Genomic DNA, 13,786 nt, shown 5'->3' on the forward strand with positions numbered 1-13,786 from the left:
GTCTCGCGCGCCACGTCGTAGACGCGCGCGGTCAGGGTCTTTTTCAGGTAGTCGTGGGAAGCCATGCGGATGGCGCGGTGCGCTGTATGAGACGGGAAAGGGTCAATGATAGCGCCAACGGTGCCCGCTCTGGCCTTTCCGGGCGTTCCGCCCAGGCCGTGCGGCGCGCCTCGTGCGAGCGTTTCGTCCGCCTGCGACCGAAATCAACCCGACCGTCCGGTCGGCAAATAAGCCGCCTGCGAAATACCCGCCGATTCACTCCAAAAACGCCCGAACCCCCGTCGTCATCCCCATTTCCGCCGTCAACGCATGGCGGAATCATGCGGTAGAATTCCGTTTTGGAATAAGGATCGGAAGATGCACTGGCAGCCTCGGAGCGCCCACTTGATGCCCGTCTCGCGCGAATCTCGTCCCGCGGCGGAGCGTCATGTCCGTCACGCACGATCGTGTAGCTGCCTCTGAGCGCCGCGAAGCGACCGACGTGAGTAGACCGCCGGCCGTGCTCGCTCCCCCAGAAGATTTCCAGACATTGCGCCCCACGCGCATCGTCAGCCGGCGCCTCGCGACGAGCGCGCCCGGTTGACCTACCGAGTCGTCCAAAACATGAACGCACCTCAAGTTTTCGATCCGCACGGCGCCGCCGCTGCGGTGGCTGCCGATCCCGAAGCGCGTCTGCGCGAAATTCCCTATAACTACACGTCGTTCTCCGACCGCGAAATCGTCATCCGTCTGCTCGGCAACGACGCGTGGGACGCGCTCGCCGAATTGCGCACCGAGCGCCGCACCGGCCGCTCGGCACGGATGCTGTACGAAGTGCTCGGCGACATCTGGGTCGTGCGCCGCAATCCGTATCTGCAGGACGATCTGCTCGACAATCCGAAGCGCCGCGCGATGCTGATCGAGGCGCTCAATCACCGGCTCGCCGAAATCGAAAAGCGCCGCCGCGCCGATCTGCGCGAACACGGCGACGAAGCCGGCATCGGGCGCGCCGCGCGCGTCGAAAAGCTCGTGCAGGCCGCGCGCCGCGCGATCGACGAATTCGCGAGCGAATTCCAGAAGACCTACGATCTACGCCGTCGCGCGATCCGCGTGCTCGGCAAGGTCACGGAAAAGGACAACATCAAGTTCGACGGTCTGTCGCGTGTCGCGCACGTGACCGACGCGACCGACTGGCGCGTCGAGTATCCGTTCGTCGTGCTGACGCCGGATACCGAGTTCGAGATCGCCGGCCTGATCAAGGCCTGCTTCGAGTTGGGACTCACCGTGATCCCGCGTGGCGGCGGCACCGGCTACACGGGCGGCGCGGTGCCGCTCACGCCGTTCTCGGCCGTCATCAATACCGAGAAGCTCGAACAGCTCGGCGCGGTCGAGATGACCGAACTGCCGGGCGTCGATCGCAAGGTCGCGACGATCTTCTCCGGCGCGGGCGTCGTCACGCGCCGTGTGACCGAGGCGGCCGAGCAGGCTGGCTTCGTGTTCGCGGTCGACCCGACTTCGCTCGACGCGTCCTGCGTCGGCGGCAACATCGCGATGAACGCGGGCGGCAAGAAGGCGGTGCTGTGGGGCACCGCGCTTGACAACCTCGCGTGGTGGCGGATGGTCGACCCGGAAGGGAACTGGCTCGAAGTCACGCGCCTCGACCACAACCTCGGCAAGATTCACGACATCGAAGTCGCGCGCTTCGAGCTCAAGTGGTTCGACGGCAACTACGCGCCGGGCGAGAAGCTGCTGCGCCACGAATCGCTGGACATCAAGGGCCGCGTGTTCCGCAAGGAAGGCCTCGGCAAGGACGTCACCGACAAGTTCCTCGCCGGTCTGCCGGGCGTGCAGAAGGAAGGCTGCGACGGGCTTATCACGTCCGCGCGCTGGGTGCTGCACAAGATGCCCGCGCATACCCGCACCGTGTGTCTGGAATTCTTCGGCCAGGCGCGCGAGGCGATTCCGAGCATCGTCGAAATCAAGGACTACCTGTTCGAAACGTCGCGCCAGGGCGGCGCGATTCTCGCGGGCCTCGAGCATCTGGACGAGCGCTATCTGCGCGCGGTCGGCTACGCGACCAAGAGCAAGCGCAACGCGTTTCCGAAGATGGTGCTGATCGGCGACATCGTCGGTAACGATGCCGACGCGGTCGCGCAGGCCACCTCGGAAGTGGTGCGCATGGCCAACGGCAAGAGCGGCGAAGGCTTCGTCGCGGTCAGCGCCGAGGCGCGCAAGCGCTTCTGGCTCGACCGCAGCCGCACCGCCGCGATCGCGAAGCACACCAACGCGTTCAAGATCAACGAAGACGTCGTGATTCCGCTCGATCGCATGGGCGAGTACACGGACGGCATCGAGCGCATCAACATCGAGCTGTCGATCAAGAACAAGCTGCAACTGGTCGACGCGCTCGAAGCGTTCTTCAAGGCAGGCAAGCTGCCGCTCGGCAAGAGCGACGACGCCAACGAAATCCCGAGCGCCGAACTGCTCGAAGACCGCGTGCAGCAGGCGCTCGATCTGCTCGTGCGCGTGCGCGCGCGCTGGGAATTCCTGCGCGACAGGCTCGACCTGTCGCTGCGCGAGGCGCAGCATTACCTGGTCGGTCTCGGCTACGAATCGCTCGCCGAGAAGTTCGCCGACCGCGTCGACGCGCAGCCGGACGCCACCGTGTTCCATCTCGCGCAGGACCGCACGCTGCGCGTGTCCTGGAAGCAGGAAATCCGCGCCGAATTGCGGCAGATCTTCAACGGCGGCGAATTCAAGCCGATCCTCGACGAAGCCCAGGCGATCCACAAGCAGGTGCTGCGCGGCCGCGTATTCGTCGCGCTGCATATGCACGCGGGCGACGGCAACGTGCACACGAACCTGCCGGTCAACTCCGACAACTACGAGATGCTGCAGGACGCGCACACGGCGGTCGCGCGCATCATGAAGCTCGCGCGTTCGCTCGACGGCGTGATCTCCGGCGAGCACGGCATCGGCATCACGAAGCTCGAATTCCTGACCGACGACGAGATCGGCGAATTCCGCAAGTACAAGCAGCGCGTCGATCCGCACGGCCGCTTCAACGCGGGCAAGCTGCTCGAAGGCGCGGACCTGCGCAATGCGTACACGCCGAGCTTCGGCCTGATGGGCTACGAATCGCTGATCATGCAGCAGTCCGATATCGGCGCGATTTCCGAATCGATCAAGGACTGCCTGCGCTGCGGCAAGTGCAAGCCGGTCTGCGCGACCCACGTGCCGCGCGCGAACCTGCTGTACAGCCCGCGCAACAAGATTCTCGCCACGTCCCTGCTGGTCGAGGCGTTCCTGTACGAGGAACAGACGCGCCGCGGCGTGTCGATCAAGCACTGGGACGAATTCAACGACGTCGCCGATCACTGCACCGTCTGCCACAAGTGCGTGACGCCGTGCCCGGTGAAGATCGACTTCGGCGACGTGACGATGAACATGCGCAACCTGCTGCGCAAGATGGGCAAGAAGAAGTTCAATCCGGGCAACGCGGCCGGCATGTTCTTCCTGAACGCGACCAACCCGCAGACCATCAACCTCGCGCGCACCGCGATGATGGGCGTCGGCTACAAGGCGCAGCGGCTCGGCAACGAGGTGCTGAAGAAGTTCGCGAAGAAGCAGACCGCGCATCCGCCGGCCACCGTCGGCAAGCCGGTGGTCACGCAGCAGGTGATCCACTTCATGAACAAGAAGATGCCGGGCAACCTGCCGAAGAAGACCGCGCGCGCGTTGCTCGACATCGAGGACAACAAGATCGTCCCGATCATCCGCAATCCGAAGACGACCACGTCCGATACGGAAGCGGTGTTCTACTTCCCCGGCTGCGGCTCCGAGCGGCTGTTTTCGCAGGTCGGTCTCGCGACCCAGGCGATGCTGTGGGAAGCGGGCGTGCAGACCGTGCTGCCGCCGGGCTACCTGTGCTGCGGCTATCCGCAGCGCGGCTCGGGCCAGTACGACAAGGCCGAGCAGATCGTCACCGACAACCGGGTGCTGTTCCACCGCGTCGCGAATACGCTGAACTATCTCGACATCAAGACCGTGGTGGTGTCGTGCGGCACCTGCTACGACCAGCTCGCCGGTTATGAATTCGACAAGATCTTCCCCGGTTGCCGGATCATCGACATTCATGAGTACCTGCTCGAGAAGGGCATCAAGCTCGACGGCGTGAACGGCGTGCGCTACATGTACCACGACCCGTGCCATTCGCCGATCAAGACGATCGACCCGGTCAAGCTCGTCAATCAGTTGATGGGCTCGGAACACGACGGCTACAAGATCGAGAAGAACGATCGCTGCTGCGGCGAATCGGGCACGCTCGCGGTTACGCGTCCCGATGTGTCGACGCAGGTGCGCTTCCGCAAGGAAGAGGAAATCCGCAAGGGTGCGGCGAAGCTGCGCGGTATCCCGCTCGTGGCCGAAGCGGGCGCGAACGCGATCAATCCGGCCAATGCATCGGCCGGCGCCGCGGGCGCGCCGAACGGTTCCGTGCTGAAAGCCGGCGACGGTCCGCAGCCGACTCACGCAAACGCGGGCGCGACCGACGTGAAGATCCTGACGAGCTGCCCGTCCTGCCTGCAAGGGCTGTCGCGCTACAACGAGGATGCGAACACCGAGGCGGATTACATCGTCGTCGAGATGGCACGCCACGTGCTGGGTGAGAACTGGATGGCGGACTACGTTCAACGGGCGAACAATGGCGGAATCGAGCGCGTGCTGGTTTAATGGCACGACCGACGATTTTTGCCGAGGACGACGATGGACTGCGTTTTTTGCCGTGAAGACGGCGGCGATGTGCTGTGGCAGGACGACTCCCTGCGGGTCGTCCTCGCCGACGAACACGATTACCCGGGCTTTTGCCGGGTGATCTGGAACGCGCACGTCGCCGAGTTTTCGGATCTCTCCACCGGCGAGCGTGATCGCGTGATGAAGGCCGTGTACGCGGTCGAGCGCGCGATCCGGCGCGTGCTGCAGCCGGCCAAGGTCAACCTGGCGAGCTTGGGCAACCAGGTGCCGCACGTGCATTGGCACGTGATTCCGCGTTATTCGAACGACGCTCATTTTCCCCTGCCGATCTGGGCGCCGCGCCAGCGCACGGTGTCCGAAGCGATGCTGTCGTCGCGCCGCGCGCAGGCAACGCTGCTGCGCGAAGCGGTGCGGCAGGAAATCGGGCAGGCTCTGGGCTGAGGGCCCTGATCTGCCGCTGCGCGCCGGGCTCCCAACGGGGCGAAAATGATGGCGCCCCGGCGTTATCTTATGAGGCCAACATGAGCGGATTGACTCCCGAGACTCCGGTGCCGACCGGCGTGGTCGTGCATTCGAAGTCGCGCGTGCTCGAATTGCAATACGCAAACGGCGAATCGTATCGCCTGCCGTTCGAGTTGCTGCGCGTGTATTCGCCGTCGGCGGAAGTGCAGGGCCACGGGCCCGGCCAGGAAACCTTGCAGACCGGCAAGCGCGACGTGACGATCACGATGATCGAAGGCGTCGGCAATTACGCGCTGCAGCCGACTTTCTCCGACGGGCATTCGACCGGTATCTATTCGTGGGACCTGCTGTACGACATGGCGGTGCGCCAGGATGAGCTCTGGCGCGCGTATCTCGCCAGACTGGCCGCGGCCGGCATCGACCGCGACACGCCGATGGTGCCTGCCGCCGCTGCGCACGGCCACTGTCACTGATACGATTCGCCCCCCGAACGCCGCTCGAGCGGCGCAACCATTCAAGAACACGCGAAAGGAACGAGCGCGATGAGCAAAACCCACTTCGGCTTTCAATCGGTCGACGAACAGGACAAGGCGCAGAAGGTGGCGGGTGTGTTCCACTCGGTGGCCGCCAACTACGACTTGATGAACGACCTGATGTCGGGCGGATTGCACCGGGCGTGGAAGCTGTTCACGATCGCCCAGGCCAACGTGCGGCCGGGCTACAAGGTGCTCGACATCGCGGGCGGCACGGGCGACCTGTCGAAAGCGTTCGCGAAACAGGCGGGCGAGACGGGCGAAGTCTGGCATACCGACATCAACGAATCGATGCTGCGCGTGGGCCGTGACCGGCTGCTCGACAAAGGGATCATCACGCCGACGCTGTTGTGCGACGCCGAGAAAATCCCGTTTCCGGACAACTACTTCGACGTGGTGACGGTCGCTTTCGGCCTGCGCAACATGACGCACAAGGACCTCGCGCTCGCGGAAATGCGCCGCGTGCTGAAGCCGGCCGGCCGCCTGCTCGTGCTGGAATTCTCGAAGGTGTGGGATCCGCTGAAGAAAGTCTACGACCTGTATTCGTTCAAGGTGTTGCCGTGGCTTGGCGAACGCTTCGCAAAAGACGCGGATAGCTACCAGTATCTGGCGGAATCGATCCGCATGCATCCGGATCAGGAAACTTTAAAAACAATGATGGAACAAGCCGGCCTCGACGGCGTCAAATATTACAATTTGTCAGCTGGCGTGGTAGCTTTACATGTGGGGACCAAATACTAGGGACCCTAACCCATCGATTTTTAAAGGAAAGTTCGAAATGTCCGATTCAGGTTTGTTATCTGCTCGTAAGGTTAAAGGGTTGCTGGCGAGAAGAATCGGACTGATCGCAATGGTCGGTCTGCTGATGGCCGGCACGCTTGCTTCTCTCGACGCCGAAGCCCGCCGCATGGGCGGTGGCCGCAGTTTCGGCCGTCAGTCGAATAGCCTGCAGCAGCAACGCCAGGCACCGCCGCCGTCGCAACCGGCGCAGAACAATCAGACGATGCAGCAGCAACGGGCACAGCCGGCGCCCACGCCGGCCGCGCCGGCCACTGCGCCGAACCGCAACCGCTGGCTCGGGCCGATCGCGGGTCTCGCGGCCGGTCTCGGCATCGCTGCATTGTTGTCGCACTTCGGTCTCGGCGAAGCGTTCGCCGGCATGTTCGCCAATGTGATCGTGATCGCGTTGATCGCGATGGTCGTGATCTGGCTGATCCGCCGCTTCACCGGCCGCAAGCGCGATGCGACGCAGCCCGCGTATGCCGGCACGGCGCCGTCGCTGAACACGAACAGCACCGGTTACACGCAGGAGCCGCGCTACAGCGCGCCGCCCACCGGCTCGTACCTCGAACCGCAAGGCAATCCGTTGACCACGCCGTCTGTCGGCGCGGCGCCGTCGGTGCCGGCCGGCTTCGATTCGGAAGCGTTCCTGCGCAACGCGAAGGTGTACTTCGTGCGCCTGCAGGCCGCGTGGGACGTCGGCAACGTCGAGGACATCCGCGAATTCACGACGCCGGAGATGTTCGCCGAAGTGCGCGTCGATCTGGCGTCGCGCGGCACCCAGCCGAACCAGACCGACGTGGTGCAGTTGAACGCCGAGCTGCTCGGGGTCGAGGAGCGCGCGAACGAATACTTCGCGAGCGTGCGCTTCTCCGGCCTGATCCGCGAGGAGCCGGGCGCGGCGGCCGAGCCGTTCGTCGAGGTCTGGAATCTGTCGAAGGCGAACCGTCCGGGCGAAGGCTGGTTGCTCGCCGGTATCCAGCAGGTCGAGCAGCACTGACTTGCTGAAGCGCCGCGCGAGGCTTGTCCCGGAAAGCCCGCGCGACGCTGATTTTGCACATCGCATAGGCCGTTCGGCAGAGGGGGCCGCGAAGCGAACGGACGTTACAATAGGAGCCCGCGCAAGCACCTTGCTCGCGCGGGTTTTTTCTTGCCACTTTCGATGACCCTCGCCGCCAAGCCCTTCGCTGCTGCCGTCAATCATCTGCTCGCCCGCGAATCGTGGGCACGTGAGCGCCTCGCCCCCTATGCGGGCAAGACCGCCCGTCTGTCATGTCCACCGGTTGTCCTCGCGCTGCTCGTGCAGCCGGACGGCTATCTCGGCACGATCGGCGAAGCCGACGCGCATCAGTTCGACGTGACGATTGCGGTGCCGTCCGATGCGCTGCCGGCTTTCATGCAAGGCGGCCAGGCCGTCGTGATGAAGCACGTGAAGATCGAGGGCGACGCCGAGTTCGCGACCGTGATCGCGAAGCTCGCCGAGCATTTGCGCTGGGAGCCGGAGGAAGATCTCGCGAAGCTGATCGGCGACGGGCCCGCCTGGCGCATCGCATCGGTCGTGCGCTCGGTCGGCGAGCACGTGCAGCGCACCGGCCGCAATCTGCTCGACACCGCGGCCGAGTATCTGCTCGATGAGAATCCGCAACTGGTGCGCCGCACCGCGCTCGCGGACTTCAATGCCGAACTGGCCCGTGCGCGTGATTCGCTGGCGCGCGTCGAGAAGCGCATCGAACGTCTTGAACAGAAGGTCGAAGCCCGCGGCGCGCATGCGCCGGGCGGCGCCGCTACGTCGCGCGGCACGCGCTAGTCACCGGGTCCAGTCATGCGTTTTCTGCGTTTTCTCAAGATATTTTTCACGGTCATCCGCTTCGGCCTCGACGAAATGATGCTGAGCCGTATCAACGACCGGCGCGTGCGTCTGCTGTTGCGTATCACCACGCTCGGCCGCAAGTTCGATGCGCCGCCGGGCGTCCGTCTGCGCCTCGCGCTCGAAAGCCTCGGGCCGATCTTCGTCAAGTTCGGCCAGGTATTGTCGACGCGGCGTGATCTGCTGCCGGTCGACATCGCCAACGAACTCGCGAAGCTGCAGGACCAGGTGCCGCCGTTCGATTCGGCGGTCGCGATCGCGCTCGTCGAGAAGTCGCTCGGCGCGCCGGTCGATGTGCTGTTCGACGATTTCGAGCGGGTGCCGGTCGCGAGTGCGTCGATCGCGCAGGTGCACTTCGCGAAGGTGAAGGCCGGTCAGCACGCGGGTAAGGCCGTGGCGGTGAAAGTGTTGCGCCCGAACATGCTGCCGGTGATCGATTCCGACCTCGCGCTGCTGCGCGACATCGCCGTGTGGGCCGAGCGCCTGTGGGCCGACGGCAAGCGCCTGAAGCCGCGCGAGGTGGTCGCCGAATTCGACAAATACCTGCACGACGAACTCGACCTGATGCGCGAGGCCGCCAACGGCAGCCAGTTGCGGCGCAACTTCCAGGGGCTCGATCTGCTGCTCGTGCCGGAGATGTACTGGGAGTTCTGCACGCCCACGGTGCTGGTGATGGAGCGCATGGTCGGCGTGCCGATCAGCCAGGTCGATACGCTGCGCGCGGCCGGCGTCGATATTCCGAAGCTCGCGCGTGAGGGCGTCGAAATTTTCTTCACCCAGGTGTTCCGCGACGGCTTTTTCCACGCCGACATGCATCCGGGCAACATCCAGGTGAGCCTCGATCCGGCGCACTTCGGCCGCTATATCGCGCTCGACTTCGGCATCATCGGCGCGCTGTCAGACTTCGACAAAAACTACCTCGCGCAGAACTTCCTCGCGTTCTTCAAGCGCGACTATCATCGCGTCGCGACGCTGCATCTGGAGTCGGGGTGGGTGCCGCCGACCACGCGCGTCGAGGAGCTCGAAAGCGCGATCCGCGCGGTTTGCGAGCCCTATTTCGACCGCGCGCTGAAGGATATTTCGCTCGGCCAGGTGCTGATGCGCCTGTTCTCGACGTCGCGCCGCTTCAACGTCGAAATCCAGCCGCAGCTCGTGCTGCTGCAAAAGACCATGCTGAACGTGGAAGGTCTCGGCCGTTCGCTCGATCCGGAGCTGGATCTGTGGAAGACCGCGAAGCCTTACCTCGAGCGCTGGATGAACGAGCAGATCGGCCTGCGCGGCTGGTACGAGCGCCTGAAGATCGAGGCGCCGCAGTGGAGCAAGACGCTGCCGCAGTTGCCGCGTCTCATCCATTACGCGCTCGCCGAGCGCCATCATTCGGGCGGCGGCGCGAACGACGATGTGATCCGCCAGATTCTGCTCGAGCAGAAGCGCACCAACCGTCTGCTGCAAGGCCTGCTGCTGTTCGGCGTGGCGGTCGGCGTCGGCGCGGTGCTCGCGCGGGCGTTTCTGGTGCTTGCTTATGGCGGCTGAGTGCCAACCTGTACGAGGCAATCGATGAGCGATCCGACCCAACCCTCCGCGCCCGATTTCGCGACCCGTGACCCCAACTCGCCCGAGTTCTGGGACGAACGCTTCGAGCGTCACTTCATGCCGTGGGATCAGGCGGGTGTACCGGCTGCGTTTCATGCGTTCGCCGAACGACACCGCGGCGCGGCGGTGCTGATTCCGGGCTGCGGCAGCGCATACGAAGCGGTGTGGCTCGCGCGGCAGGGCAATCCGGTCCGCGCGATCGACTTCTCGCCGGCCGCCGTCGCGGCGGCGCGCGAGCAGCTCGGCCCGCAGCACGCGCAACTGGTCGAGCAGGCGGATTTCTTCACGTATGAGCCGCCCTTCACGCCGGCGTGGATTTATGAGCGCGCGTTTTTCTGCGCGCTGCCGCCGGCGCGGCGCGCCGACTATGTGCAACGGATGGCCGAATTGCTGCCGCCCGGCGCGGTGCTCGCGGGCTTCTTTTTTTTCGGCGCGACGCCGAAGGGGCCGCCGTTCGGTATCGAGCGTGGCGAACTCGACGCGCTCCTCACGCCGTACTTCGATCTGATCGAAGACGAAGCGGTGGCCGATTCGATCGCTGTCTTCACCGGGCGTGAGCGCTGGCTCATCTGGCGGCGTCGCGCGTAACGGCGCCGTCATGTCACGGCGCACCGCGCCACGCCGGCCGGCCTTGACAGTTTCATGGGCCGTCCCCATTTGACGCGATGGCGGTCGCGTCGCGCGTCCGCTTCCCCGAAATCCGGGGAACGGCCATCGTTTGCGGCTATAATTCAAGGCTTTGCAAGCGTTTACACGATTTCAGCAGGGAATTTGGAGTAGGGAAAAGATCATGCCGATCTACGCTTATCGTTGCGGGTCATGCGGTTTCGGGAAGGACGTGCTCCAGAAGATGAGCGACCCCCAGTTGACGCAGTGTCCCGCGTGCGGAAAAGACACCTTTAGCAAGCAGGTCACCGCGGCCGGCTTCCAGTTGAAAGGCTCCGGCTGGTACGTGACCGATTTTCGTGGCAACAGCGGCACGAGCGCCCCGGCCACGCCGGAAGCGAAATCCGAGGCGGCTCCGGCCGCGGCGCCAGCGGCTCCGGCCACGCCGGCGGCCACATCCGCCGCCCCGGCCGCCCCGGCGGGTACGAGCGGCTCCGGCAGCGCCTAGTGGGACTGCCGCCCTCGCGGGCGGCGTATCTACCGCGCGTCGGGCTTCGGCCCGCGCGGCTTTCTGGCGGTACACATGACGACGAAAAAAACGACGCTCAAATCGGTGTTCCTGACCGGCCTGCTGGTGCTGGTGCCTCTGGCCATCACACTGTGGGTGCTCGGTCTGATCATCGGCACGATGGACCAGACGCTATTGCTGCTGCCCACCTCTTGGCAGCCGGAACGCGCGATCGGCTATCGCCTGCCCGGTCTCGGCGCGGTGCTCACGCTCGCGTTCATCTTTGTCGTCGGACTGTTGACGCAGAACTTCGTTGGGCAGAAGCTCGTGAAGTGGTGGGAACTGCTGGTCGCGCACATCCCGGTGGTCGGCCCGCTTTACACGAGCGTCAAACAGGTATCCGACACGCTGCTGTCGAGCAGCGGTAACGCATTCCGCAAGGCGCTGCTGATCGAATATCCGCGCCGCGGTTCCTATACGATCGCGTTTCTGACCGGCGTTCCGGGTGGCGACGTGGTCAACCACCTGAAAGAAGACTACGTCAGCGTCTACGTGCCGACGACGCCGAACCCCACGTCCGGCTTCTTCCTGATGGTGCCGAAAAGCGAAGTGATCGAGCTCGACATGACAGTCGACGCTGCGCTCAAGTACATCGTCTCGATGGGCGTCGTGGCGCCGTCCGCGCCACCGCCGGCGCCGGTGCGCCGCACGACCGTCGAGCCTCCGCTGTAATGCCGGCGCGCAACGCTTCATGCAGGATCATCTGCGGCGCGCCGTTCAACCAATGCAAAACGAAAGTCAAACATCATGTCGATGAGATCTGAATACTGCGGTCTGGTGACCGAAGAACTGCTGGGCCAATCCGTCTCGCTGTGCGGCTGGGTAAGCCGCCGCCGCGACCACGGCGGCGTCATCTTCATCGACCTGCGTGATCGCGAAGGGCTCGTTCAGGTCGTCTGCGACCCGGACCGCGCGGAGATGTTCAAGGCCGCCGAAGGCGTGCGCAACGAGTTCTGCCTGCAGATCAAGGGTGTCGTGCGCAACCGCCCGGAAGGCACGACCAATGCCGCGCTGAAGAGCGGCAAGATCGAAGTGCTGTGCCACGAGCTGATCGTGCTGAACGCGTCGATCACGCCGCCGTTCCAGCTCGACGACGACAACCTGTCGGAAACCACGCGCCTCACGCACCGCGTGCTCGACCTGCGCCGCCCGCAGATGCAGCACAACCTGCGTCTGCGCTATCGCGTCGCGATCGAAGTGCGCAAGTATCTCGACGAGCAGGGCTTCATCGACATCGAAACGCCGATGCTCACGAAGAGCACGCCGGAAGGCGCGCGCGACTATCTCGTGCCGTCGCGCACGAACCCGGGTCAGTTCTTCGCGCTGCCGCAGTCGCCGCAGTTGTTCAAGCAACTGCTGATGGTCGCGAACTTCGACCGCTACTACCAGATCGTCAAGTGCTTCCGCGACGAAGACCTGCGCGCTGACCGTCAGCCGGAATTCACCCAGATCGACTGCGAAACCTCGTTCCTGTCGGAGCAGGAAATCCGCGATCTGTTCGAGGCGATGATCCGTCACGTGTTCCGCACGACGATCGGCGTCGAGCTCGACGCGAAATTCCCGGTCATGGAATACGCGGAAGCGATGCGCCGCTTCGGTTCGGACAAGCCGGACCTGCGCGTGAAGCTCGAATTCACCGAGCTCACGGACGCGGTGCGCGACGTTGACTTCAAGGTGTTCAGCACACCGGCCAACACGAAGGACGGCCGTGTCGCGGCGCTGCGCGTGCCGAAGGGCGGTGAGCTGTCGCGCGGCGACATCGACAGCTACACGGAATTCGTGCGCATCTACGGCGCGAAGGGTCTCGCGTGGATCAAGGTCAACGAAGTCGCGAAGGGCCGCGACGGTCTGCAAAGCCCGATCGTGAAGAACCTCCACGACGAGGCGCTGAAGGCGATCATCGAGCGCACCGGCGCGCAAGACGGCGACATCATCTTCTTCGCGGCGGATCGCGCGAAGGTCGTGAACGACAGCCTGGGCGCGCTGCGTCTGAAGATCGGTCATTCGGAATTCGGCAAGGCCAACGGTCTGGTCGAGTCCGGCTGGAAGCCGCTGTGGGTGATCGACTTCCCGATGTTCGAATACGACGAGGAAGACAACCGCTACGTCGCCGCGCATCACCCGTTCACGAGCCCGAAGGACGAGCATCTCGAGCACCTGGAGACGGATCCGGCGCGCTGCCTCGCGAAGGCCTACGACATGGTGCTGAACGGCTGGGAAATCGGCGGCGGCTCGGTGCGTATCCACCGTGAGGAAGTGCAGAGCAAGGTGTTCCGCGCGCTCAAGATCAACGCGGAAGAAGCGCAGGCCAAGTTCGGCTTCCTGCTCGACGCGCTGCAATATGGCGCGCCGCCGCATGGCGGTATCGCGTTCGGTCTGGACCGCATCGTCACGATGATGGCCGGCGCCGACTCGATCCGCGACGTGATCGCGTTCCCGAAGACGCAGCGCGCGCAGTGTCTGCTCACGCAGGCGCCGAGCGAAGTGGACGAGCGCCAGTTGCGCGAGCTGCACATCCGTCTGCGCACGCCGGAACCGAAGGCGTAAAGCCGCGGCCACGAACCCGGCGGCGACAGGACAGTCGCAAAGCGGCCACAAACCGGCCACAGCCGGCCGCAAAAATCCGCGCAAGCGAAGCGAAAAGGC

General features: G+C 64.6%; 11 protein-coding genes. All 11 read left to right on the top strand.

Annotated elements, in window-relative coordinates:
• The first annotated feature begins 603 nt into the window (after nucleotides 1-603).
• The 11 genes from QM685_RS32715 (at nucleotide 604) to aspS (ending at nucleotide 13,687) form a co-directional block, all read left to right on the top strand.
• Nucleotides 604-4,710 carry a DUF3683 domain-containing protein gene (locus QM685_RS32715; protein WP_415123318.1) on the top strand — a complete coding sequence of 1,369 codons (4,107 nt, stop codon included), beginning with the start codon at nucleotides 604-606 and terminating at the stop codon, nucleotides 4,708-4,710.
• 33 nt (nucleotides 4,711-4,743) lie between these two features.
• The gene (locus QM685_RS32720) at nucleotides 4,744-5,172 is read left to right on the top strand and encodes an HIT family protein (protein ID WP_415123320.1); all 429 of its coding nucleotides are present in this window, start codon (nucleotides 4,744-4,746) and stop codon (nucleotides 5,170-5,172) included.
• Nucleotides 5,173-5,252: 80 nt separating this feature from the next.
• Nucleotides 5,253-5,666 carry a gamma-butyrobetaine hydroxylase-like domain-containing protein gene (locus QM685_RS32725; RefSeq protein WP_415123322.1) on the top strand — a complete coding sequence of 138 codons (414 nt, stop codon included), beginning with the start codon at nucleotides 5,253-5,255 and terminating at the stop codon, nucleotides 5,664-5,666.
• Nucleotides 5,667-5,735: 69 nt separating this feature from the next.
• Entirely contained in the window at nucleotides 5,736-6,467 is a 732-nt protein-coding gene (ubiE, locus tag QM685_RS32730; RefSeq protein ID WP_415123324.1) for a bifunctional demethylmenaquinone methyltransferase/2-methoxy-6-polyprenyl-1,4-benzoquinol methylase UbiE, read from the top strand.
• 37 nt (nucleotides 6,468-6,504) lie between these two features.
• Entirely contained in the window at nucleotides 6,505-7,506 is a 1,002-nt protein-coding gene (locus tag QM685_RS32735; RefSeq protein WP_415123326.1) for a Tim44 domain-containing protein, read from the top strand.
• 162 nt (nucleotides 7,507-7,668) lie between these two features.
• Nucleotides 7,669-8,313 (top strand): SCP2 domain-containing protein, encoded by a 645-nt coding sequence (locus tag QM685_RS32740; RefSeq protein ID WP_415123328.1) that lies wholly within the window; start codon nucleotides 7,669-7,671, stop codon nucleotides 8,311-8,313.
• A 15-nt stretch (nucleotides 8,314-8,328) separates the two neighbouring features.
• Nucleotides 8,329-9,906 carry a ubiquinone biosynthesis regulatory protein kinase UbiB gene (gene ubiB / locus QM685_RS32745; RefSeq protein WP_415123330.1) on the top strand — a complete coding sequence of 526 codons (1,578 nt, stop codon included), beginning with the start codon at nucleotides 8,329-8,331 and terminating at the stop codon, nucleotides 9,904-9,906.
• Nucleotides 9,907-9,930: 24 nt separating this feature from the next.
• Nucleotides 9,931-10,554 carry a methyltransferase domain-containing protein gene (locus tag QM685_RS32750; RefSeq protein WP_415123332.1) on the top strand — a complete coding sequence of 208 codons (624 nt, stop codon included), beginning with the start codon at nucleotides 9,931-9,933 and terminating at the stop codon, nucleotides 10,552-10,554.
• Between the two features lie 202 nt (nucleotides 10,555-10,756).
• On the top strand, nucleotides 10,757-11,080 hold the full coding sequence (locus QM685_RS32755; protein WP_415123334.1) for an FmdB family zinc ribbon protein: 324 nt from the start codon (nucleotides 10,757-10,759) through the stop codon (nucleotides 11,078-11,080).
• Between the two features lie 75 nt (nucleotides 11,081-11,155).
• Nucleotides 11,156-11,812 carry a DUF502 domain-containing protein gene (locus tag QM685_RS32760; RefSeq protein ID WP_415123336.1) on the top strand — a complete coding sequence of 219 codons (657 nt, stop codon included), beginning with the start codon at nucleotides 11,156-11,158 and terminating at the stop codon, nucleotides 11,810-11,812.
• Nucleotides 11,813-11,887: 75 nt separating this feature from the next.
• Nucleotides 11,888-13,687 carry an aspartate--tRNA ligase gene (gene aspS / locus QM685_RS32765; protein WP_415123338.1) on the top strand — a complete coding sequence of 600 codons (1,800 nt, stop codon included), beginning with the start codon at nucleotides 11,888-11,890 and terminating at the stop codon, nucleotides 13,685-13,687.
• The last annotated feature ends 99 nt before the right edge of the window (nucleotides 13,688-13,786 follow it).

It is taken from the genome of Paraburkholderia sp., assembly GCF_047605525.1.
Taxonomy (GTDB): Bacteria; Pseudomonadota; Gammaproteobacteria; order Burkholderiales; family Burkholderiaceae; genus Paraburkholderia.